This is a genomic window from Streptococcus suis (assembly GCF_019856455.1).
In the GTDB taxonomy this organism is placed as follows: domain Bacteria; phylum Bacillota; class Bacilli; order Lactobacillales; family Streptococcaceae; genus Streptococcus; species Streptococcus suis_AE.
Genome location: NZ_CP082205.1, coordinates 1,289,430 through 1,311,796 on the forward strand (window position 1 = coordinate 1,289,430; position 22,367 = coordinate 1,311,796).

Here is a 22,367-nt window from a genome sequence, read left to right on the forward strand (position 1 = left end):
TATATTATTGTAACACCTTATCAAAAATTTTCAACATAAGGTGTTCATTTCGTGTACTCTTTTTTACACGAAACTTTAGTCCAAAAGAAAACAATTTCCTTATTTTGACTATTGAACTTAACATATTTTTCATCAAATACCTTGATAGGCTTGACAAATGGTAGAAAAAGAGTTCGCCAACAATTTTTCGTTTTAAGTTGTTGAGCTGAAACAGTCTATCCCCAGACATCAATTTATGTGAGCTGACTGCCGTCAGCTTATATCTCCCACTTTAAAAGGTCTCCCAGACCTTTTAAACTCCCGCCCCCGCATAGTTCCAACTGTCTGGGGGACAGTTGGAAGTTGGAAATAGAGCGAACAAAGTTCGCTACAAAACTGTCTGGGAGACAGTTTGAGGTTGGAGATAAGGCGAACTCTGTTCGCATCAGTCGTAGAGGTCAGATTTGGAGTGTAAAACACGAACAAATCCGTCAATCAACCACTGCGCTGAGATGTTGACACGAACTCTAAGAAGTGGCGCTGGGCTTTTTGCCCAACCTCTTAATCTAGTCTATTTTGTCTTCCCAATAAAGGCAATCATGTCGTCTAATTCTTCCTTGCTCTCAGTCACGAGAAGATAGGCATCATTGCCTTGCAGTTCTGCAAAGGCATCTGGCATGCGTTTGACGGTTTTAATCTTACCAGCGAATTTCTGATGAATGTCATCTGCTGAGTAAACATAGTCTGTTGTATCTCGGCGAGTTACTACCAAGCAGTATTGTGAATCGAATCGTCTCTCTTCAACATCACTACCCGTTACAATGTTTGCGTAATCACGGAAAAGGTCAATCGAATGAGCATAGTTGTAAGCTTCTACAGTGAAGCCGCCTGCCATACGGTTGTTGTATTCAATCGCGATGTAATCTTTTCCGTTCTTGAAAAATTCAATATGGAAGAAACGTTCTTTCATACCGAAGGCTTTGATAATCGCACGACCATATTTTACTAATTTCGGATCTAATTCTTTTTCAATATAGTAGGCATTATCTTTTTTGCTTTGCATTAATTCAAACGGTGTATGAACATAGGTCAAACCTGTTTCAAAAACAACATTTCCTTCATGATCGACCAATCCGTCATATGTTGTGATGATGCTTGAATTAACAAATTTTTCAAAGAAGTAAACCGTTTGACCGTCCCAAGCATTTTTAAATGTTTCGATATCAGCTTTTTTGGTCAATTTAAAGGTACCGGATGCCCCAACACCGTTGTCAGGCTTGGCAATCATTGGAAAACCAATTGATTTTACAGCTTTTTCAATATCTTTTTCAGTCTTGACAACCATTCCAGGAACGACTGGAACCCCTACTTTTGAGAAGAATTTTTTCATCTCTGACTTAAATTTAGTCTTTTTCAGGTGTTTTGGTTTGGCACCAAAGATATTAAATTGCTCACGGAGGGCTGCATCGTTTTCAAGCCAATGTTCATTGTGGGATTCTACACGGTCAATTGGACCATGTTTGTAGATTAAGAAGGCTGCTGCACGCTTGACTTCATCCAAGTTTTCAAGATTCTCAACACGGAAGTATTCTGTTAAGGCATTACGAAGTTCTTCAGGCAATTGATCGTAAGGTTCTTGCCCGATACCTAGAACCGTAACGCCTTCTTTTTTAGCCAATTCAATGGTGAACGGTTGAAAATTTTCTGGATAAAAAGGTGAAATAACGAGATAATTCATAGGTAGTCCTTTCTAATCTTAAAGTCCGATAGAATGAAGGAAGAATGGCATTTGCTTTCTCCACCACACCCAGTCGTGGGCCACATCTGTTCCCCAAGTATCAAACCAAGCTGGGATATTCTTCTCTTCAAAGGCACGTTTTAGGTTGTAGAATGAATCCAGACCGTCTTGCTCCCAATCGCCCAAACCTGTGCAGACGATAATATCTGCTTGACGGTATTTGTCAATAAACCAACCATCATTCTGATTCCAGATGTAATCTGATGGCGAGTTCTGATAAACGACATCATCATTGCCATAATCTTGATTATTGTTGAAGAAACGAGCATCATAGACACCTGAAAGTGCAATAACTTTCGTGAAGACATCTGGATGCTGGAGGAAGAAATTCAGCGCGTGGTAGGCCCCCATTGAGCAACCAGTTGTCATCATACCATCGAACCAGCCAGTTTTATGTTTGATAAATGGAATCGCTTCTTCAATCACATACCGTTCATAGGCGCGGTGAGCCTCTGCCTTATCATGAATGGATTTCCAGTCTGCCAACCAGCTTTCACTATCGTAGCTAGTTAGAGTAAAAAATTGGACCTGACCAGCTTCAATAGAGCCACGACAAGCTTCGATCATACCAAAATCAGCATATTCATTGTAAGAACCACCTGATGAAGCAAATACGACAACAGGAATCCCTGCGTGACCATAACGATTTAGATTCATTTCTCGGCCAAGATTTCCAGACCAATGACTTAAAAATTCAACGTGCATAGTAAAGCCTCCTATTTGTATATTTTTGTTTTATGACCAATGTTCGCTTAGGAATCGTAGGCAAGCTGGCAAATAGAGCGCCCAAGCCTCTTCATTATGGACCGCACCTGAAACGACTTCCAAGGCGATATTGTCCAAATCCACTCCGCCAGCGATCAATTGACGATAGTAAGTCAATGAAGAATTGATATAGGCCTGCTTGATATTTCCTGCCATCAATGTTTTATCTGTATCATCTGCTTCTTCTGTCCCAACGTAGATGTAGACTCGTTGCTCTGAGTCTAATTGTTGACGTTCAATATAACGGTCGAAAGCATCTTGATGAAGCCAGTTGGCAGATGAAAATACTCCTAGACAGCCAATCTGGTTCTGATAAGCCAATCCCATAAATTGTGTGATATTGCCTCCCAAGGATGAGCCAATCATTGCAGTGTGAACTTTATCAGATTTTGTCCGGTATTCTTTATCGATAAAGGGTTTGACGACATCCATCACAAATTCAGCATACAAGGTTCCCTTACCACCGAACTGCACCCCAGGAATCCCCATCTCACTAAACTTCCAAGCAGCGTATTCATGCATGCGATCAGCACCATCATTATCAATAGCTACTACGATCATCTTTGCAATGTCTGGATTACGCTTAATAGTTGGGATGACTTTCCATGAATGACCTGAAAAAGCTTCCTTACTGTAGAGTACATTTTGCCCATCGTGGAAATAAACAACGGGATAGGTCTCTTCTGTATTTTCAGCATATCCTTTCGGCAATAAAACACGGACTCGACGTTTTCTTCCTGTAAATGGTACATCTAATTCATGAGTTCTCATGTCCAAATAAAAGTAAGACTTATTCATATCTATCTCTTTCTAAACAATGTTTTTATTATTATACCACAGATTTTCTGAAATATTCAGAAAATTTAGTTATTTCAGGTCGTTTTTCGGACTTTCCGAACAAACTAGTTTTTTGTTTGAGTGTTTTTTGATTTTAACATAAGAAAAAGACACCCGAAGGTGTCTGGAAATAGCTGATTATCTTAGTAAGCCAAAAACTCTTCCAAGTCCTTAAGGGAACGCTCCGCTATTGCCTCATAACGCTCCTTCTTATCACGGATACGCGGCCCGTCCAGCTCCTTGATAATACCAAAGTTGACATTCATAGGCTGGAAGTGCTTGCTTTCGGTGTGGGTGATGTAGAATGGCAGAGCACCGATGGCTGTGGTCTGTGGGAAGATGACTGGGGCTTCGCCTCGGAAACGGCGAACAGCATTGATACCGGCTACTAAGCCAGAGGCGGCAGACTCGACATAGCCTTCTACTCCTGTCATTTGACCTGCAAAGAAAAGATTGGGATTTTTCTTAGTCGCAAAGGTCTGTTCCAATAAGTTTGGCGAATCCATGTAGGAATTGCGGTGCATAACGCCATAGCGGACAAATTCCGCATTTTCAAGCCCTGGAATCATTTGGAAGACCCGCTTCTGCTCGCCCCACTTGAGATGAGTCTGGAAGCCAACAATGTTGTAAAGGCTACCTGCTGCGTTGTCCTGACGGAGCTGGACAACTGCGCACGGAGTCTTGTATTCGCCGTCACGAGGCCCCTTGTAGTCTTCTGGATATTCCAATCCAACTGGCTTCATTGGGCCATAGAGCATGGTTTTGATACCACGTTTGGCCATAACCTCAATAGGCATACAGCCCTCAAAGTATTTTTCTTTTTCAAAGGAGTTAAGCGGTGCTTCCTCAGCTGAAATCAAAGCTTCATAGAAAGCGTTGAACTGCTCCTTATTCATCGGAGCATTGAGATAGGCAGCCGCTCCCTTATCATAACGGGACTTGAGATAGACCAAATCCATGTTAATGGTCGAGCTATCGACAATCGGTGCTGCCGCATCGTAGAAGTAAAAACCGTCGCCACCGTTGAGGGCGTGAATCTTCTCCGCCAAGGCGTCAGACGTCAAAGGCCCCGTCGCGATAACTGTAATAGCATCTTCAGGAATCTCTGTAATCTCGCCACGAATGACCTCAATCAGTGGGTGGTTGTGAATCTCATCTGTGACCGCTTGAGAGAAATTCTCGCGGTCCATAGCCATGGCACCGCCAGCAGGCACACGGTGGGCCTCTCCGGCACGCATGATAATGGAATCCAAACGACGCATCTCTTCCTTGAGCAGACCGACAGCGTTGGTCAAACTATCACCACGGAATGAATTGGAACAGACCAACTCAGCAAACTTGTCCGTCTTGTGCTGAGGAGTCGGCTTGACACCCCGCATCTCGTAGAGTTTGACAGGAATGCCACGTTTGGCAATCTGATAAGCAGCTTCTGAGCCAGCCAAGCCAGCTCCGATAACATTAATGTGGGTTTGAGACATGAAACTAATACCTCTAGCCAGAATATCTGACCACTGTTTGGGAATGACCCAAAACAGAACCTTTCTAAATTTTATACATATCTAGTATACCAGAAAATGGCTAGAAAAGACAAAACTACCTTCATTGAAATGAAAGTAATTTCACCTTTTTACATAATATATTTTATGTATATTCTTTGCTGTTCTATCGCTTATTTACAATAGCTCCGCTATATCTCCAACAACCTCAAAATTCCAACCGAGTCTCCTATAAGAGTCGATTTCTTCCTGACTATACGGGAAAGTATTCAGCAAAATGGAATCCATTCCCAATTCATGAGCAATAGCTATATCGGATGTCAAATCATTACCAACCATAACCGTTTCTTCAACATCAAGATTATTTTCCTCTAAAAGCAGTTGAAGAAATGCCGGTTCAGGCTTCTTCATCTTAAAGTCAGAAGAGGTATAAATTTTTTCCATCAAATCCGCACAACCTGTCTGTTCAATTTCTGCCCGAGTAAAAATTCGTTGAGCATTGGAGAGAATAAATAATCGCACTTCTCTGTCCTTTAATGTCTGTAGACTAGTTAGGGTATTTTCATAAGCCTCTAACTTTTCACGTGAAAGCACGCGGAAAATCGTGGCTACTACTTGCCCAAAAGTCTCTAAATCAGTCGGCTTATTGGTACTTTGGTTTTCATTTGGTGCATCCGTTAATAGGCGAATGAAGATTGTTTCTAAATCAATTTCGACATACTGATAACTCACTGTTTCCGCGAGAGATCTCTCTGCCTCTTCTACAAAACGATGATAGGCATTTTTCAACTGGCGCGGTCGATAGGAGCAACCAAAAGCATTGTAAATCTGTGTTAGCTGATTCCAGACCTCTAGTTTATTCTCATCTGTACGAATATCAACCAATGTACCATAAAAATCGAAGATATAGTTTTTGTAACTTTTCATGTCTTTCTCCTAATCTTTAGACAGCATTTTTTATATTATACTCCACAACGAAAACGTTTGCAACAATAGAGTCATAACCACCCGTGAAAACGGGTGGCTTGTACACCGGCTATAAGCCGTTTCTCTCCAGCGACGTCTAAAGACGTTCGCTGAACTTCGTTCAGGTTAGTGCTATAATTACTTGACTAATGCCCGTAACAACGGGCTTTTATCTCGTTCTAAAACTACCATCTGAAAATGGATCTTCATACTCTTTGACACTCAATTTATCAAGTGCAATGTCATTTTTCTCCTGCTCGCGAATATATTTCGCAACTGTCTTTTCATTCAGTCCAACGGTACTAACATAGTAGCCTCTGGCCCAAAACTTTCGATTTCCATACTTATATTTTAAATTAGCGTGTTTATCAAATATCATTAGAGCACTTTTGCTTTTCAAATATCCCATAAAATCGGAAATCGAAAGTTTCGGAGGTATCAAAACAAGCATATGAACATGGTCTGGCATCATGTGTCCCTCAATGATTTCCACGCCTTTGTATTGACATAGATGACGGAAAATATCAATTAAGTCCTGTCTAATTTTGTAGTAAATGGATTTTCTTCGGTACTTAGGTGTGAAAACTATGTGATATTTGCACATCCATTTGGTATGTGATAAACTGTAACTGGTTTTAGCCATTTCTTTTTCCTCCTTTATCTAACCTGAACAATTTGATTATAACAGGAAAAAGAAATGGAAGCTCAAAGCCTTGGCAGCCACCAGCATAGCTGGTGGTTTTCTTGTTTTTCTCTACGAGAAAAACTGGCTCGAAGCCATAACGAAAAAACCTACCACATTAGGTGATAGGTTTTTATTTTGATTGGAAACTCTATTATTTAAGAGTAACTGAAGCGCCTGCTTCTTCCAATTTAGCTTTGATTTCTTCAGCTTCTGCAGTTGCAACGCCTTCTTTAACCATAGCTGGTGCACCGTCAACAAGCTCTTTAGCTTCTTTAAGACCAAGACCAGTGATTTCACGTACAACTTTGATAACGCCAACTTTTTTGTCGCCAGCAGATGTCAATTCAACGTCGAATGAGTCTTTAGCTTCTTCAGCAGCACCACCAGCTGCAGCAACAGCTACAGGAGCAGCCGCAGTTACACCAAATTCTTCTTCGATAGCTTTAACAAGGTCGTTAAGCTCAAGGATAGTAGCTTCTTTAATTTCAGCAATAATGTTTTCAATGTTCAATGCCATTGTGATTTTCCTCCAATTTAGGTTTTTAAATAGTTTGTAGCACTAAGCAGCTACGCTCTGACGCATTAAGCTGCGTCTTCTTTTTCTGCAACAGCTTTGACAGCGTATGCAACATTGCGAACTGGCGCTTGAAGTACAGAAAGCAACATAGAAAGCATGCCTTCGCGGTTTGGCAATGTAGCAAGTGCTTCGATTTCTTCTTTAGAAGAAACTTTACCTTCTACAGCACCACCTTTGATTTCAAGAGCATCAGCAGTTTTCGCGAAATCGTAAATTGTTTTAGCTGGAGCAACTGCATCGTTTGAGAATGCAACTGCAGATGGACCTACAAACAATTCTGCAAGACCTTCAAGACCAGCTTGCTCAGCAGCACGACGCAAGATTGAGTTTTTGATAACTTTGTACTCAACTTCTGCACCACGCAAGTTACGACGAAGAACTGTATCTTGTTCTACTGTCAAACCACGAGCGTCTACAACAACGATAGAAGTTGCAGCTTTCATTTGCTCAGCAACGGCATTTACTAATTCCGCTTTTTTAGCGATAATAGCTTCACTCATTTTTTTACCTCCGTTTTTATTTTGGGCTAGGCACAAAAAAATCGCACCTAAACCTAGACACGAAAGTACAAATACGTTTATCTCAATAATCGTTTTGTGCCTCGGTAGGATGTTTATGAGTCCAGCTCCCCTACTGTCTTAGGTCAGTTTTTTCAAACCACAATTATCATAACACAGTATTTTCAATAATGCAAGACTTTTCTCCTATTTTTTTAATATTTTTTTCAATTTTTTTCAAGCAGCAGTGCCGTTTAGTTCGTTTTATACTGTTCAAAAAACAAAAACTAACGTATAATAGATTTATGAAACTTACTATCGAACAAACAAACGAATTAAAAACTTATTTGAAAGATAAAACCTATTCCCCATTTCATAGACGACTTCAAGTAATCCTATTCAGAGCAGAAGGGCTTAGTTATAAGGAAATCACTAACCTTATCGGCTATTCAAAGTATACAATCTGGTCCTTACAAGGCAAGTATGAGCTTGGTGGGATTTCAGCTCTAGTAAGAGAAACGCGAGGTGGACGGAACCGTCAATATTTAACCCTTCAAGAAGAGGAAGCATTTCTAAAAGAACAGTTAACAGCTTCACTAAATGGCGAATTTGTGACCATAAACTCTCTCTACGAAACTTATCAGAAACGGGTTGGACACCCTACGACCAAGGAAGGATTCTATGCCCTTCTGAAACGCCATGGTTGGCGCAAAGTGACGCCAAGACCAGAACACCCTAAAAAAGCAGACGCCGAAACGATTCTAGCGTCTAAAAATAAAATCTTCATTCACGAAAATAGGAAAGCGCTTCAAGAATAGTCGTCGCTATCATAAAGTCAGACTAATGTATCAAGATGAGGCGGGTTTCGGTCGGATTAGTAAAATTGGAAAGGCCTGGGCACCAAAAGGGGTGAGACCGCATGTACATAGCCACTATATTCGTGAGTATCGCTATTGCTATGGTGCTATTGATGCCCATACAGGAGAGTCCTTCTTCATTATCGCTGGGGGTTGCAATACAGATTGGATGAATGTTTTTCTCAAACAACTATCTGAAGCTTATCCTGACGATTATATTTTATTAGTGATGGACAATGCCGTTTGGCATAAATCAAGTACCTTAGAGAAACCACATAATATTGGTTTTGAGTTTATTCCTCCCTATACTCCTGAAATGAATCCAATTGAACAAGTTTGGGCTGAGATTCGAAAGAGAGGGTTTAAGAATAAAGCTTTTAAAACACTAGATGATGTGATAAACAAGCTTCAAGAAGTGATACGAGAGTTAGATTGGTCTATTTTAAAACCAATTGTTAGTAGACGATGGTTAAAAAACACTTGATTGGTTTGATTTTTGATTTTTGTTGAGTATTAGTTGTAGAGGTCAGACTTAGAATGTGAAATACGAATTGCTGTGATTTGCTTCGCAAATCTTATCTCCAACCTTTTTACCTCGATTTTTTCATTTCTAAGCTCAGGCTGAAACAGTTCACTGAACAGTTTCACTCCACTGGCCTGTTAAACCCAATCAACCACTGCACTGAGAAGTGACTTTGCACTTTTTGACCAGCCTCGTTTAAAGTTGAAAATATGGAAACGAAGTTTCCTCGCTTGTCGAAGTAAGCTAAGATAAACTAACATGACTATAAAAAACAACTGCCATTCCCTTGAGAATAGCAGTTTAATCTTATTTAATCTTGTCTTCTTCGTAGTCACCATTTGGACAGACAACTTGTTTACCACCACCACGAACTTTTTTCTCAACGAGATAGTGGTCGCATTTCGGACAAGAACGCCCGACTGGCTTGTCCCAAGAGGTAAATTCACACTCTGGGTAGCGATCGCAACCATAGAAAAGACGATTGCGTTTACTCTTGCGTTCAATCACTTGCCCTTTTTGGCAAACCGGACAAGTCACACCGATTTCTTTAGTGATTTGCTTGGTATTGCGACAGTCTGGGAAATTGCTACATGCATAGAATTTCCCAAAACGTCCTAATTTAATAACCATTTCATGTCCACAAACATCACAGTCAAAGCCAGCTGGTTCATCCTTAATTTGGATTTTTTCCATCTGTTCTTCTGCCTTAGATAATTCTACCTTGAATGGCTGATAGAAACCGTCAATGACCTTCTGCCACTGCTCTTTCCCGATTTCTACATCATCCAATTTTTGTTCCATATCGGCTGTAAATTTGACATTGACAATATCTGGGAAGAATTCAACAATCAGCTTATTAACGATTTCTCCGAGTTCAGTTGGTTCAAATCGCTTAGCCACAAGCTTAACATAGTAACGTTTTTGAATAGTTTCAATCGTTGGTGCATAGGTTGACGGGCGACCTACACCATTCTCTTCTAATGTTTTAATTAAGGTTGCTTCAGAGTAGCGAGCTGGTGGCTGAGTAAAGTGTTGTTCTGGATTTGTTGACGCGCGCACCACCGTGTCACCTTGTTCCATATCTGGCAACATTTTATTTTTATCAGCGTCGTTATAGACAGCCATATAACCATCGAATTTTACTTGGCTACCATTAGCAGCAAAAATCACTCCATTTTGACCTAGGCGAACACTCATGGTATCAAAGACCGCTGCAGCCATCTGACTTGCGACAAAACGATTCCAAATCAGTGTATATAGTCGCAACTGGTCCTTGTCCAGATATTTTGCAATTGATTCAGGTGTTAAGTTAACATTTGATGGACGAATGGCTTCGTGGGCATCTTGTGCACCACTGGCATTTTTTACTTTATTACCATGCTTTGAATAGGTAGCACCAAAACGCTCCGTGATAAAGTCAGCAGCTTGTGCTTGTGCAACAGGGCTAATACGTGTTGAATCCGTACGCATATAGGTAATCAAACCTTGGGTACCACCTGTGCCAAGACTGACACCCTCATAAAGTTGTTGAGCAACCATCATGGTTTTACGAGTACGGAAATTGATTTTATTAGCCGCATCCATCTGCATGGTAGAAGTTGTGTAAGGCAGAGGTGCATTTCGTTTGCGTTCCTTACGCTCAACCTGTTCTACTAAGAAATCATCCCCATCAAGTCGGGCGAGAATTTCTTTAACCTGCTCATTGTTTTCAATTTTAGTTTTCTTTCCATCTATACCGTAGAATGAAGCCTGGAATTTCTTGCTCCCCTTTTTAAAGGTTGCATCAATTGTCCAATATTCTTCTGGTTTGAAATTGCTGATTTCATTTTCACGGTCGATTATTAATTTGAGAGCAACCGATTGAACACGTCCTGCTGACAGACCTTTTTTGACTTTCTTCCATAAAATAGGTGATATGGAGTACCCTACAATACGGTCTAGAACACGGCGAGCCTGTTGGGCATCAACCAAATCATGATTGATAGCACGTGGCTCCTTAAAGGCATTTTTGACAGCATCCTTGGTGATCTCGTTGAAAACAACCCGGTTTTTATCCTTTTCGTCTAGTCCCAAAATATGAGCCAGATGCCATGAAATAGCTTCTCCTTCACGGTCCGGGTCACTCGCGAGAAAGACTTGCTTAGCATTTTTTGCTTCTTTTTTCAAAGAATTAATAAGAGGACCTTTTCCACGTATGTTGATGTACTCAGGTGCATAGTTGTTATCAAAGTCAATAGACATACTAGATTTTTTTAAATCACGGATATGACCTACTGAAGCAACGACCTTATAATTTTTACCAAGATATTTTTCGATTGTTTTTGCCTTAGCAGGCGACTCTACAATAACGAGATTTTTCTTGGTTGTTGTTTTTTTCTTACTAACTGTTTTTGTAGCCATTCTTATACCTTACAAATATTTTTAACCTCACAAAGAATATACTATTTTTCAGTCAGTGTCAAGATTTTTATTTTCCTATAGGAAAACTTATTTTAAAATTGATAGTCTGAAAGGATGTCCAAGCCTGATGTAATGCACTTTGCCCCCTCTTGAATCAAATGATGACAACCATCTGATTTTCCGTCCATAATGGAACCTGGAATAGCATAGACTTCTCTGCCTTCTTCCAAGGCACGTTCACAAGTAATCAAGCTGCCAGACCGCATTTTTGCCTCGCAGACTACCAATCCTTCCACCAAACCAGCTATAATGCGATTGCGTTCTGGGAAATGGTATTTGAGGGGCTGGGCACCCGGTTCATACTCAGTCAGCACCAAATGGTGTTTTCCAATATAGGTCTGCAAATCCTTATTTTCTTTTGGATAAATATTATCTAAACCTGTTCCAATTACAGCAATGGTTTGGCCTCCATTTTTCAAACTGGCGATGTGGGCTGCTGTATCAATTCCTCTTGCCAAACCACTGACAATGACAAAGCGATTGTTGAGTTCTTTGATAATCTTCTGAACAGACTGAACGCCATTTTTACTGGCATTTCGTGTACCAACGACTGCCAGCTTTGATTTTTCCAGCAATTCTAAATCCCCTTGATAAAACAAAAGTACAGGTGGATTGTAAATCTGTTTGAGCGCCAAAGGATAGATGTCATCTAAAATTGAAAATGATGGATACTTATTAAATTCCTCGCGACAGGCTTTTATATCTAGATTCTTATAATTTTCCATAAATAGCACTGGATTTTTACATTCAGAAACAACAGCGACATTTCGCAAGGTCAATTTTTTACCGTGTTTTTCTTGATAGGCCAAAACTTTATTCACATTAAGATTGGTCAAACCTGCTTTTTTCCATTTAAACAATTCAAAATTATTCATTTTCTTCACCTCATCTAGTCTATTCGCAAGGCAAAGAAAAAATTCTCCCGAAGAAGAATTATTTTTTAGGTATTGCTTTGATAACACGCGCAGGATTGCCAGCCAAAACGACATTATCACCAAAAGACTTGGTCACAACGGAACCAGCACCAACAACAACATTGTTGCCCAAGGTCACACCAGGTAAGATTGTCACACCACCACCAGCCCAGAAATTATCACCAATGGTAATTGGAGAGCCATATTCCAAACCAGAATTTCGTTCATCAGGATCTAGTGGATGAAGTGGAGTTAGCAACTGTGCATTTGGACCAAGCATGGCATTTTTGCCAATGGTGATGGGACAAACATCCAACATGATACAGTTGAAATTAGCGTAAAAATCCTCACCAACATGAATATTGCTACCGTAATCACAGTAGAAATTTGGCTCCATGTAAATCCGCTCACCTGTAGCTCCAAACCAGTTCTTCAAGATTTGAGAACGTATAGAGCCATCTAATTCATTATTGAAGTCCCGCATATTGTGGCGAGCCTGCGTTCGCATTTGAGACAATTCTGGGTCCCAGGCCTGATAGAACTGACCTGCAATCATTTTTTCTTTTTCTGTTGGCATACATTTGCTCCTATTTTGTTTTTTCATATCTATCATAGGACTTCTTATTCTAAAAGTCAAACTTTCTTGACAAGTCCAGCTAAGATTTGGTATTGTTCTTATTAATTTAAACCAACGAAAGAGGGAATCATGCAAGAAAAACATGAACAAACTATAACTTTGACTGCTACAGAATTGCTTGGGTTGATACAAACTGAATCGGTGCAATTGCTAGATGTTCGTGACCCAGAAGAATATTCAGCTGGTCATATTGGTGGTGCTATTAATTGTCCCATGGATCGGATTGCCGCATTTGATGGACCAGTCGACCAACACTATCTCCTCATCTGTAAGAGCGGAAAACGTAGCAAGCTGGCCAGAGGAATCATGTCATCTAAGGGATTTAAGGCAAATGATATTGCAGGTGGCATGGATGCTTGGGACGGATTGATTGTGAAATAAGGGTATTTCGGAAAGGAAGCATCCTTTTTCTTTACTTTATTTTTTAAAAATTATATAATCTAGTTATCATTACTAGATAAAAGAGAGTAGATAATCATGAAACAAACCATCCCCTACTGGCATGAACTGCCAGACTTGGACCTCTATTTAGACCAAGTTCTGCTCTATGTTAATCAAGTAGTCAATTCTCAGGAAAGCCTTGAACAGAAGAGTTTATACTCAATGAAAATCAACAGTAGCCTAGGAAACGAAGTCGATGATAGAACTGGGGTTCATCAAGGCAAGGTGACAACGGATAATATTGATTTTCGAAGAGTATTGACTGCTGCCATGATCAATAACTATGTCAAACATAAACAGATTGAAAAACCTGTTAAGAAAAAATATCAAAAACAGCAAGTTGCCCGCTTGATTGCCTTGACTATCTTAAAAAATGTCTTTTCGATTCAAGAAATCAGTCAGACCTTAAATCTTCTTCTCCAGTCTAGCAATTCAGAAACCTTATACAATCATTTTGTTGACTGCATGCGAAACGAGGAAAATGAAGAAACGCCTGACATCATTCGCTACGCTTGTCAATCCATCAAACTCTACTACAAAACCCGTCAACTCACTATGGAGTTAGAAAGGAGTCACCATGAATCCTAGTTTAAAATTGAGCCTGCAACTATCCTTTGGAGAGGAGGTTGCTAACAGTGTCACACATGCAGTTGGGGCCTTGCTTATGCTGATTTTACTCCCTATTACTGCTATTCATTCCTATCAAGATTATAACGTGACAGCGGTAGTCGGCATGTCCATCTTTGTTATCAGTCTTTTTCTCATGTTTCTGTCATCCTCTATCTACCACTCCATGCCCTATGCTTCTACTCACAAATACATCCTGAGGATTATCGACCATAGCATGATTTACATTGCCATTGCCGGAAGTTACACACCCGTCGCCCTATCCTTAGTCGGTGGTTGGCTGGGCTATCTGATTGTTGGTTTGCAGTGGGGATTGACTATTTTCGGTATACTCTATAAAATTTTTGCTAAAAAAATAAACGAAAAATTCAGCCTCTTCCTCTATCTTTTCATGGGCTGGTTGGTTGTCTTTATCTTGCCAGCCATTCTTCAAAAAACTGGACTTATTTTCGGAATTTTGATGCTGGCTGGTGGACTATCTTATACTATTGGAGCCCTCTTCTACGCCAAGAAAAAGCCCTACTTTCACATGATTTGGCATCTCTTTATCCTACTAGCTTCGGCACTTCAGTATATCGCCATTGTCTACTTTATGTTATAAGAAAACAGCTTCTAATCACCTAGAGGCTGTTTTTAATACATTAAACTGATGATCACTCCAATCAAGTAAAGGGCTGACACGATGCTCAAAAAGACCAAATGCGTCTTTCGGCTCATGACTACATAGCCTACAAATTCCCGAATGAAGGCATTAAGGCTAAAGTAAAATTTGGTTTTTGCGCCATAGCCGATACATTTGATTTTCAATTTTCGGGCCAATAGCAGAGCTCTGAAAACATGATAGTAATTGGTTACAAGTGCAAATCGGCTGCCTGGTTTCATCAAGGCATAGGAGTATTTCAAATTTTCTTCTGTGTTGGTCGATTGGTTTTCGATGAGAATGTCTTTAGCAGGCACTCCTTTCTCCAAGGCATAATTTGCCATAGCTTGACCTTCAGCTATGAGTTCATCAGGACCTTGTCCGCCTGACATGATGAGCTTACTGCCAGGCTGTTTCTGGTAGATCGCTATGCCTTTGTCAATCCGCGAAGCCAAAAGTGGCGTCACCTTGTCACCAATCAATCCAGCTCCAAGAACCACCACATAATCAAGTTTTCCAGGGAAAAGATTAACCAAGTTGACAAAGCTAGATGTCGTATAGAGCATGCTAATGATAATGGCATAGGACACCAAAAATCCTACATAAACAAACACCATATTGAAAAAGCTGATAGCAGAAAGGGTGCTTGCTACAGACGGTGCGATAAAGAGATAAAAAGTTAAGCCGATAGCCAATCCTAAAGATAAAAAGTTATGGAAGCGCACACCTTCTCGCTTCAAAATCCGAAAACCGTTCAGATAGAGGGTAATTAGCAAGACAAATGGACCACTTAACAAAGCTAGAGCCAATAACATTGCCAGAGCGATTGCCAACAACCGCAAGATTTCGTTATTTTCTAAAATACCTGTTGAAACAATCCAAGCCAAAGCCCAGATGAGGATGTTCAAGGCAAATAGGGAGATAAAAATCGACCGTCGCTCCCAGAAATATAGGAGACCAAATAAGCCTATGGAAGCTAGAAAAATCCAGAAAAAGACCGTCACGACGATTTTCCCCCTGCTAGCATAGACTTAATGGGCTCAAAGGTCTTACGGTGAATGGGCGTGATGCCTAGCTTGTTCAAGCCTTCTAAATGCTCTGCCGTTCCATAGCCAGCATTCTTGGCGAAGCCATAGCCAGCGAACTCCTTGTCATAGTCCGCCATCATCTTATCCCGCGTCACCTTGGCAACGATTGAAGCTGCTGCGATAGACAGGCTATTGGCATCCCCCTTGATGATGGAAGTTTGCGGTATGGGCGTATCCAACTTCATAGCGTCTATCAAAAGGTGTTCAAGCTCTTGGCTCAACTGCCCCAAAGCCTCCAACATGGCTAACTTGGTCGCCTCGTAGATATTGACCTGGTCGATAACAGCTGCATCTTTTATTCCCACACCGACTGCCACCGCCCGCTCCATAACCTCTTGGTAGATGGCTTCATGCTTGGACTTGGGGATTTTCTTGGAGTCGTTGAGGTAGCGGATTTTGCACCCTTTGGGCAAGACAACCGCCGCAGCCACCACAGGACCTGCTAGAGGCCCCCGGCCGACTTCGTCGATACCAGCGATGAACTCTACCCCATTTTCATAAAGGGCTTTTTCGTAAAATAGCATAGCTTCTAAGCGGGCATCTTCTGCTGCTTCTTTTTCCAACTCCTTTTGGCGTTTCTTAATAGCAGCCTGAACCCCTGCTCGCTCATCCTGAGCCAAGTCTGCCCATACAGGACTGACCAGACTATCTACCTGAGCCAGCAGAGCAGTCACTTCCTTAATTGTTGCCATCTAAGTCACTCACCCTGTCTAATGTATAAGTACCCAAGCGACCATCTCGAACATCCTTGACAAAGAGATTGTAAAAACGGTCATAATCATCACGGAAGCCCAATTTCTTGGTCCAGTCCATGATGAGTTCAGGTGTTTCCTGCTCCAAATCCATGCCCTTGAACCTCTCTTCTAGGCGTTCTGGATAATTTGCCTTGAAATAGTCCAGACCGAAAATAGTCACTTCGTCCATGGGCAAGAGCTGATCCTTAATGGCACCAGTCAGAGCCAACTTGAGACCGACTTCTTGGTCTTCAAACTTAGGCCAGAGAATACCTGGTGTATCAAGGATTTCAAGGTCTTTATTGGACTTGAGCCACTGTTGGCCCTTGGTCACACCTGGTTTGTTACCGACGACGGCGATTTTTTTACCTGCCAGACGGTTCATGAGGGTAGATTTTCCTGCGTTTGGAATGCCGATAATCATGGTCCTCAGGGTTTCTTTTTGAATGCCCCTTTGGCGGAGGCGTTCAATCTTCTCTTTCATCAGACTCTTGGCTGCGTCGGTCACCTTTTTAACCGTCGCTTGTTCTTTTGAGTTAATAGCAAGGGTACGGATGCCTTGACCTTCAAAGTAGCTCTGCCATTCTTTGGTACAAACAGGGTCTGCCAAATCGACCTTGTTGAGAATCATGAGCTTGGGCTTATCGCCGACAATCTTGGTCAGCATGGGGTTTTGGCTGGATAGGGGCAGGCGGGCATCGACCAAAATGGTCACGAAATCAACGTGCTTGATGTTCTCCTGCACCTGCCGGCGGGCCTTGGACATATGGCCCGGAAACCATTGAATAATTGCCATGTAGTGTAAATCCTTTCGTAGCAAGGGTTTAAGGCCCTTGACTTCTTTTCTTAATTTTTCATCTAGGCACCAAATAGGCACCAAAGTTTCTATTACCATGACATTTCATAAGCTAACACTTTACCTTTTTCTTTTAGTGTCAAAACTTCAAACTCAGGATAAATTTTTGTAAGTTCTTTTTTTATCTTAGGTAGAATATTTGCTGAAATAGTCGTGGCTGATAAGTAGTTGTTAATCGAAGTTTTTCTCTAAATTCATCCACAGTAAGAACAATTTTATTATTTTTTGATGTTTCTATTATTTCACTTGCAAGTTTCGAATGTTTACTAGCAAAAAATTGATGTGTAGAAAAATCTATATTCTCTATCAATTGTTTGTTTTTTACAGACACAGACCAAGAATTGAACCAACTTTCTTTCAATTCTCCAAATGTTTTTATTTCGGAAGCAGAAAAAGAAGATTTAGTTTTTTCCTGCAATGTTTCAATTTTTTCAATCAATTCCAGCTCTGCCTGTTTACGTGCTCGACTCGAATTCTTGTAATATGAAATTATTGCGGTCTTCCATTTCCCGATTAGTGGATCTTTATATTTTTCAACTACCTCATATCGAATTTTTCCTTTTGAATTAGTTTTAGTTCTATAAAACATCGTTATTCTCTATATCAAAATAGAAAATCGATACAATTATAGAATTTAACCAATTCATATTATACCATGATTTATTCTGAATTACCGCTTTTGTTTCCATTCAAGAAACTCTTGAAAACCATCTAAATTAATAAATACGATTTTATGGGAGGGGTGCAATATATAGTAACGAAACCTTTTCATTTCTCTCATTTCCTTTAACCAGCGGTTAAGAGTATAGTATTCCTCCAATTGCTATATATTTTTTCGACAATTTGGAGGGCTTCGTGTCTTATTCATACTTGAAACTCTCTTTGTAAATTTATTTCCTCCCCATTTAGTAAGTGAATTATTCAATTGCTGGTTTCACTTTTAAAAAAAAAAGAGCAAAATTTCATGATTTACATCTTGAAATTTTGCTCAATTTTTATTACTTAACTATTATGTTTAATAGTTAATATTCAAATCAACATAACCATTTGATAGTATTCTAATAGTTGCGGTTTTTAATTCAGAATTGTATTCTACGCTTGGAGTCACAATATTTGAATCACTAGAATTTAGTATCTCAATAGTCGGTTGTTTACTTACATTCTTTAATACATAAACCGTCTCACGCTGCTCGGAGCTTGGAGTATTATGGATATAAGTATTAAATACCCAATTTATTGCATCAGATTTTGATAGTTGAGGTAATGCTCTAGCTTGTGTTGAATTTGAAGCACCTTCCCATAATGAATCTTTATTGATTCGGAAGTTATTTTGTTTGATATTTAATCCTGTTGCAATATTCTCTACAATCGTGAACGAGTGAGATTTCAAAGTTACATCAAACTCTTTACCACTAAGTTCGAATGTACCAGTCTGGTCATTGTCACGATTATACTCATAATTATAGATAAATGCTCTATTGTCAATCTCATCACCAAAAATGTTCCCAGTATACTCTTCTGGGTATAGGCCGTTTAATAAATTTCTTCTATTAGCCGCCGAAGACATACTGCCGTCATTTAGACTGACAACCTGAATATGGTCAGGTAATTTTGAATTCAATACTTCTGAAGAAATACTAGATGGTACAGCAGGGATTACACCATATCGACCAGTTGTATATAGTGGACTTTGGTGTGTTGCTGTATTGACGTCAACATAGAAATGACCATCTCGTTTAGATGAGAAATTTCCATTTATCAAAATTTTTGTAGCAGCGAGTACATCTTCTTTAGAAGGTGCAGGATTATTTATTACATATTTGAAAAAGTTTTCAATTACATTTGAATATAATGGTGATTCTTCATTTCTTACACCATAGGTATAGGCAGGATGCTCAAAATTATATACCGATCCACCATTTAAATAGATATTAATAGCCTCTGCTCCTAACATGGCTTCTGGCTGAGTTAACCATTGTCTATTCCCTTGTGTTTTTCCAATTCCAGAGCTTTCAAACAACTTCCATTTTCCTGTTTCATACCATTTCCAAGTGTCCATCAATCCACCCCACTGGTATGCATAGTCAGCAAGCCATAGACCTGTCATATAACTTACGGTTGGAGCGTCATTTCCTTCATGTGCAGGTGTATTTTTGAACATGAAGATAAAGTTTTGCCAATACTTTTCAACTGTCTCTTTAAAGATTGTTCTTCCTTGAGTTCCTAGTGCTTTTTCAATTGAAGCACCATTGTTTTGCTCAGACCAAATGAAATATCCTCCATGTCTTGCAGACAATTTTAAGTACTCGGCTGCATTACTTTCAACATTCCCAGCCCAGACCCAATAATTTTCAGTTGAAAAGATTCCTTGAAGGCAGGAATACTTTTTATACATTCTATCAATCCATTCCATTGTAATCCAATGTGCCGCAGTATAATGCGATTGGTTACCTGCTGTATAAACAGTCAAAACAACTGGAATAGGTTCATTTTGACCGGTGGTTGGATTCACATAGTTTTGAGCTTGTTCGAGAATTTTCTCATAAAAATCCTGAGCTACTCCTGCTCTATGTGGCAAATCATCTGGGTGAACTTGAATTACTGTATAAGGCTTTAATTCTGGATCAATATTTTCCCATTTACCAACTAAAGTATCTTCACCCCAGAAGGAATAGTTTCCTTTATTGTATTCAGAACCATTCGCATACAACGGCATCATCAATAATGGGCTTGTATTCGAAATCTCTCTACGTTTTGGAGCAGGCTCAAAATCATTTGGATTTCTGAATTGACCACTTGCAACAAAATATGCACCTGCTAAAACCAACTCATCACCCCAGGTTTGTTGACCAGAGTAGCTATTTAAACGAATTGAACGTGCACCTTCAGGAATTTCAACATCGACTTTTATTGCTGGCGTATCGTAATTAAATCCATTTGGATATTCATTTAAAGTAGAATAGATTACGGTACCATCAACTTCAATTTCAAATTTTTCAATATTTGCATATCTATTATCTGAATGACCAGCGCTTCTATCAAGTCCGACAAATGTAGTAAAGCGTGATACTCCTGCTCCAGAAATATCATATTGTATTGTCGATGGTCCAGCAGCTATTGTACCTAGCCCTTTATCAAATTCCTTAATAGTGCCATCCGACATTTTTAATGAAATTCTCTGATTACTGCCATTATTCCCTAACGTAAATGGTTTGTTTTTCTGTACAGTTTTTGAACCTGTAGCATCACCGTGACTAGCACTTCTCCAATCTAAATCTGATAAATAAATAGCATTCTCTCTAACAGGTAGTTCCGTTGGAGAAGTCTGTTCTACAACATCTACTCCGTCTTCCGAAGTTGCTACTCTATCAGGTATCTCAAAAAATGGATTTCCTAATACAACTTCGTCACCCCAAGTATGTTCGCCTGAGTAACTCTTAAATTCAATAGTCTGTGCATCGGACGGAATATCCAATTCAAGCCATATCGCTGATGTATCATACTTTATCCCTTCAGGATAATTTTCAATTGAAGTATAAATAACAGCCCCATCTACAAGCACTTCAAATTTACTAATTTTGGAATATCTATTATCCGTAGGAACAGCTGTCCTATCAATACCAACAAAAGACTTGAATTTTGTTGCCCCAAGGTTAGAAATATCATAACTAATGGTGGAAGGATTTGCAGCAACAGTTCCAATGCCTTTCTCAAATTCTCTGATTGAGCCATCTTCCATTTTTAATGAAATCTTGTTTCCGCGATTATCATTTCCTGCAGAAAATGGTTTATTCTTCTGAACTGTTTTCGATGAAGTAGCATCTCCGTGCGTTGCAGTAGTCCAATTTAAATCAGATAATGAAACTTCAGTTGCAAACACATTGTTTTGAAATAAAAATACTGAAGCTAATGTGGCAATCGTTAAAAGTGTAAATTTCCTTTTGTTCTTTTTCACTTGTTCTACCTCTTATTCTTAATCTAAGAGAGCTTTTGCTTCCCAACATTTCCTAGTCCATTTTTTCTGATATTGGAAAACAAACCTGTCTATATCGATTATAATACTACGAACTATCTATTTTCATCATTTTCTTCTCTTCTATTGGACTAGGAACGCAGAACCAATTATTCCATTATTTCCACTATCTATTTTTGAGATGATAATATTATTCAAAATATGTTTTTGTTCATGATGCAAAGATAAGCTCAAAACGGTCTTTATATCTTCAATAAAATCTGGGTTATTTTGTGCAACACTACCACCCAAAACGATTATTTTAGGATCCAGTAAACAAATCATATTATGAATCGCTTGGACCATGCCATCTCTCGCATTAGCAATAATAGCCGATGCTGTAATATCACCTTTACGCCAATTATCAAACACTGCCTTGGTTGACAAATCTTCACCATACATTTGCTTCCCTTGGCGTTCAATAGCTGGTCCTGAGCAGGAGATTTCTAGACCACTTGTTCTTCCGAAACTTCGAACTGGCATAAATCCAATTTCACCCGCAAAGCCAGAACCCCTTAGAATTGTGTTATTTATGATATTTGTAGCTGCGATACCAGTAGAAATTGTGATATAACCAAACATATCATTGGCTTCTAGAGACAGTAATCTATACTCAGCATACGCTGCTACTTTCACATCATTGTCAATTTTTATTGGAATATTTCCAAATTCTTCTTGAAGTCGCTTAACAACAGGAAAATTCTCCCATGGAATATTATTTTGAAAAACTGCGATTCCATTTTCAACATCAACTTTTCCCGGCAAGCCAACACCAATCCCTGAAACATCCTCAATATTCAGTTGCTGACTGTTTAGTAGTTCTCGAATAGCTGTACACACGCATTGAAATAAGGTTTCTGACGACTCTTTATTGCTTGGCACCTTTAGACTATAAGCCACATGACCTGTATCATTTACCAGTCCCACAGCAACTTTTGTACCACCAATATCTACACCTAAAGCATATTTAACTGCCAT

20 protein-coding genes, 2 pseudogenes and 1 other annotated feature are annotated in these 22,367 nt (G+C 39.6%); of the genes and pseudogenes, 4 read left to right on the forward strand and 18 right to left on the reverse strand.

Going from position 1 to position 22,367, the window contains the following annotated elements:
* Positions 1-550 precede the first annotated feature (550 nt).
* The 8 genes from K6969_RS06270 to rplJ all read right to left on the reverse strand — a co-directional run bounded on the left by K6969_RS06270 (position 551) and on the right by rplJ (position 7,603).
* Positions 551-1,717 (reverse strand): ATP-grasp domain-containing protein, encoded by a 1,167-nt coding sequence (locus tag K6969_RS06270; protein ID WP_171943202.1) that lies wholly within the window; start codon positions 1,715-1,717, stop codon positions 551-553.
* An 18-nt stretch (positions 1,718-1,735) separates the two neighbouring features.
* Positions 1,736-2,482, reverse strand: a complete 747-nt coding sequence (locus tag K6969_RS06275) for an esterase family protein (RefSeq protein WP_024403323.1) — start codon at positions 2,480-2,482, stop codon at positions 1,736-1,738.
* Between the two features lie 30 nt (positions 2,483-2,512).
* Entirely contained in the window at positions 2,513-3,340 is an 828-nt protein-coding gene (locus K6969_RS06280) for an alpha/beta hydrolase (RefSeq protein WP_002935033.1), read from the reverse strand.
* 182 nt (positions 3,341-3,522) lie between these two features.
* Positions 3,523-4,857, reverse strand: coding sequence for a methylenetetrahydrofolate--tRNA-(uracil(54)-C(5))-methyltransferase (FADH(2)-oxidizing) TrmFO (gene trmFO / locus K6969_RS06285; protein WP_171943201.1), 1,335 nt, complete (start codon positions 4,855-4,857; stop codon positions 3,523-3,525).
* Between the two features lie 195 nt (positions 4,858-5,052).
* Positions 5,053-5,802 (reverse strand): HAD family hydrolase, encoded by a 750-nt coding sequence (locus K6969_RS06290; RefSeq protein ID WP_043027055.1) that lies wholly within the window; start codon positions 5,800-5,802, stop codon positions 5,053-5,055.
* A gap of 208 nt (positions 5,803-6,010) precedes the next feature.
* Positions 6,011-6,484, reverse strand: coding sequence for an IS200/IS605 family transposase (tnpA, locus tag K6969_RS06295; RefSeq protein ID WP_024378560.1), 474 nt, complete (start codon positions 6,482-6,484; stop codon positions 6,011-6,013).
* A 193-nt stretch (positions 6,485-6,677) separates the two neighbouring features.
* Entirely contained in the window at positions 6,678-7,043 is a 366-nt protein-coding gene (gene rplL, locus K6969_RS06300) for a 50S ribosomal protein L7/L12 (protein WP_002936483.1), read from the reverse strand.
* Positions 7,044-7,108: 65 nt separating this feature from the next.
* Complete coding sequence (gene rplJ, locus K6969_RS06305; RefSeq protein WP_002936486.1) at positions 7,109-7,603, reverse strand: 50S ribosomal protein L10; 495 nt, start codon at positions 7,601-7,603, stop codon at positions 7,109-7,111.
* Positions 7,604-7,629: 26 nt separating this feature from the next.
* Positions 7,630-7,764 (reverse strand) — a sequence feature (ribosomal protein L10 leader region).
* A 318-nt stretch (positions 7,765-8,082) separates the two neighbouring features.
* Here rplJ and K6969_RS06310 point away from each other — a divergent pair.
* Positions 8,083-8,941 (forward strand): annotated as a pseudogene (locus K6969_RS06310) (IS630 family transposase); the annotation flags it as partial.
* A gap of 345 nt (positions 8,942-9,286) precedes the next feature.
* On the opposite strand, the gene topA reads toward K6969_RS06310, so the two are convergent.
* The 3 genes from topA to K6969_RS06325 form a co-directional block, all read right to left on the reverse strand.
* Complete coding sequence (gene topA / locus K6969_RS06315) at positions 9,287-11,380, reverse strand: type I DNA topoisomerase (RefSeq protein ID WP_171942928.1); 2,094 nt, start codon at positions 11,378-11,380, stop codon at positions 9,287-9,289.
* Between the two features lie 92 nt (positions 11,381-11,472).
* Positions 11,473-12,315, reverse strand: a complete 843-nt coding sequence (dprA, locus tag K6969_RS06320; protein ID WP_171942927.1) for a DNA-processing protein DprA — start codon at positions 12,313-12,315, stop codon at positions 11,473-11,475.
* 58 nt (positions 12,316-12,373) lie between these two features.
* Positions 12,374-12,931, reverse strand: a complete 558-nt coding sequence (locus K6969_RS06325; RefSeq protein ID WP_029173297.1) for a sugar O-acetyltransferase — start codon at positions 12,929-12,931, stop codon at positions 12,374-12,376.
* 129 nt (positions 12,932-13,060) lie between these two features.
* Here K6969_RS06325 and K6969_RS06330 point away from each other — a divergent pair, with 129 nt between their 5' ends.
* The 3 genes from K6969_RS06330 (at position 13,061) to trhA (ending at position 14,660) form a co-directional block, all read left to right on the forward strand.
* Positions 13,061-13,372: a rhodanese-like domain-containing protein gene (locus tag K6969_RS06330; RefSeq protein ID WP_004195690.1), complete on the forward strand. Its 312-nt coding sequence runs from the start codon at positions 13,061-13,063 to the stop codon at positions 13,370-13,372.
* Between the two features lie 96 nt (positions 13,373-13,468).
* Positions 13,469-14,020 (forward strand): DUF1836 domain-containing protein, encoded by a 552-nt coding sequence (locus K6969_RS06335; protein WP_004195688.1) that lies wholly within the window; start codon positions 13,469-13,471, stop codon positions 14,018-14,020.
* The gene (trhA, locus tag K6969_RS06340) at positions 14,010-14,660 is read left to right on the forward strand and encodes a PAQR family membrane homeostasis protein TrhA (protein ID WP_004195686.1); all 651 of its coding nucleotides are present in this window, start codon (positions 14,010-14,012) and stop codon (positions 14,658-14,660) included. The genes K6969_RS06335 and trhA overlap by 11 nt, the downstream gene beginning before the upstream one ends.
* Before the next feature lie 32 nt (positions 14,661-14,692).
* On the opposite strand, the gene K6969_RS06345 is transcribed toward trhA, so the two are convergent.
* The 7 genes and pseudogenes from K6969_RS06345 to K6969_RS06375 form a co-directional block, all read right to left on the reverse strand.
* Positions 14,693-15,703, reverse strand: coding sequence for a YdcF family protein (locus K6969_RS06345; RefSeq protein ID WP_014638941.1), 1,011 nt, complete (start codon positions 15,701-15,703; stop codon positions 14,693-14,695).
* Positions 15,700-16,479 (reverse strand): ribonuclease HII, encoded by a 780-nt coding sequence (locus K6969_RS06350; protein ID WP_014638942.1) that lies wholly within the window; start codon positions 16,477-16,479, stop codon positions 15,700-15,702. The genes K6969_RS06345 and K6969_RS06350 overlap by 4 nt, the downstream gene beginning before the upstream one ends.
* Complete coding sequence (gene ylqF, locus K6969_RS06355) at positions 16,466-17,317, reverse strand: ribosome biogenesis GTPase YlqF (protein WP_014638943.1); 852 nt, start codon at positions 17,315-17,317, stop codon at positions 16,466-16,468. The genes K6969_RS06350 and ylqF overlap by 14 nt, the downstream gene beginning before the upstream one ends.
* A 181-nt stretch (positions 17,318-17,498) precedes the next feature.
* The gene (locus tag K6969_RS12350) at positions 17,499-17,966 is read right to left on the reverse strand and encodes a hypothetical protein (RefSeq protein ID WP_014638944.1); all 468 of its coding nucleotides are present in this window, start codon (positions 17,964-17,966) and stop codon (positions 17,499-17,501) included.
* An 81-nt stretch (positions 17,967-18,047) separates the two neighbouring features.
* Positions 18,048-18,185, reverse strand: a pseudogene (locus K6969_RS06365) (DNA-binding protein); the annotation flags it as partial.
* Between the two features lie 207 nt (positions 18,186-18,392).
* Positions 18,393-21,332, reverse strand: coding sequence for a glycoside hydrolase family 98 domain-containing protein (locus tag K6969_RS06370; protein WP_171942925.1), 2,940 nt, complete (start codon positions 21,330-21,332; stop codon positions 18,393-18,395).
* A gap of 141 nt (positions 21,333-21,473) precedes the next feature.
* Complete coding sequence (locus tag K6969_RS06375) at positions 21,474-22,367, reverse strand: ROK family protein (RefSeq protein ID WP_014638946.1); 894 nt, start codon at positions 22,365-22,367, stop codon at positions 21,474-21,476.

Excerpts from the sequence above, each read along its gene's own strand:
- K6969_RS06270 (WP_171943202.1), bottom strand. The coding sequence starts at position 1,717 with ATGAATTATCTCGTTATTTCACCTTTTTATCCAGAAAATTTTCAACCG.
- K6969_RS06275 (WP_024403323.1), bottom strand. The coding sequence starts at position 2,482 with ATGCACGTTGAATTTTTAAGTCATTGGTCTGGAAATCTTGGCCGAGAA.
- K6969_RS06280 (WP_002935033.1), bottom strand. The coding sequence starts at position 3,340 with ATGAATAAGTCTTACTTTTATTTGGACATGAGAACTCATGAATTAGAT.
- trmFO (WP_171943201.1), bottom strand. The coding sequence starts at position 4,857 with ATGTCTCAAACCCACATTAATGTTATCGGAGCTGGCTTGGCTGGCTCA.
- K6969_RS06290 (WP_043027055.1), bottom strand. The coding sequence starts at position 5,802 with ATGAAAAGTTACAAAAACTATATCTTCGATTTTTATGGTACATTGGTT.
- tnpA (WP_024378560.1), bottom strand. The coding sequence starts at position 6,484 with ATGGCTAAAACCAGTTACAGTTTATCACATACCAAATGGATGTGCAAA.
- rplL (WP_002936483.1), bottom strand. The coding sequence starts at position 7,043 with ATGGCATTGAACATTGAAAACATTATTGCTGAAATTAAAGAAGCTACT.
- rplJ (WP_002936486.1), bottom strand. The coding sequence starts at position 7,603 with ATGAGTGAAGCTATTATCGCTAAAAAAGCGGAATTAGTAAATGCCGTT.
- topA (WP_171942928.1), bottom strand. The coding sequence starts at position 11,380 with ATGGCTACAAAAACAGTTAGTAAGAAAAAAACAACAACCAAGAAAAAT.
- dprA (WP_171942927.1), bottom strand. The coding sequence starts at position 12,315 with ATGAATAATTTTGAATTGTTTAAATGGAAAAAAGCAGGTTTGACCAAT.
- K6969_RS06325 (WP_029173297.1), bottom strand. The coding sequence starts at position 12,931 with ATGCCAACAGAAAAAGAAAAAATGATTGCAGGTCAGTTCTATCAGGCC.
- K6969_RS06330 (WP_004195690.1), top strand. The coding sequence starts at position 13,061 with ATGCAAGAAAAACATGAACAAACTATAACTTTGACTGCTACAGAATTG.
- K6969_RS06335 (WP_004195688.1), top strand. The coding sequence starts at position 13,469 with ATGAAACAAACCATCCCCTACTGGCATGAACTGCCAGACTTGGACCTC.
- trhA (WP_004195686.1), top strand. The coding sequence starts at position 14,010 with ATGAATCCTAGTTTAAAATTGAGCCTGCAACTATCCTTTGGAGAGGAG.
- K6969_RS06350 (WP_014638942.1), bottom strand. The coding sequence starts at position 16,479 with ATGGCAACAATTAAGGAAGTGACTGCTCTGCTGGCTCAGGTAGATAGT.
- ylqF (WP_014638943.1), bottom strand. The coding sequence starts at position 17,317 with ATGGCAATTATTCAATGGTTTCCGGGCCATATGTCCAAGGCCCGCCGG.
- K6969_RS12350 (WP_014638944.1), bottom strand. The coding sequence starts at position 17,966 with ATGTTTTATAGAACTAAAACTAATTCAAAAGGAAAAATTCGATATGAG.
- K6969_RS06375 (WP_014638946.1), bottom strand. The coding sequence starts at position 22,367 with ATGGCAGTTAAATATGCTTTAGGTGTAGATATTGGTGGTACAAAAGTT.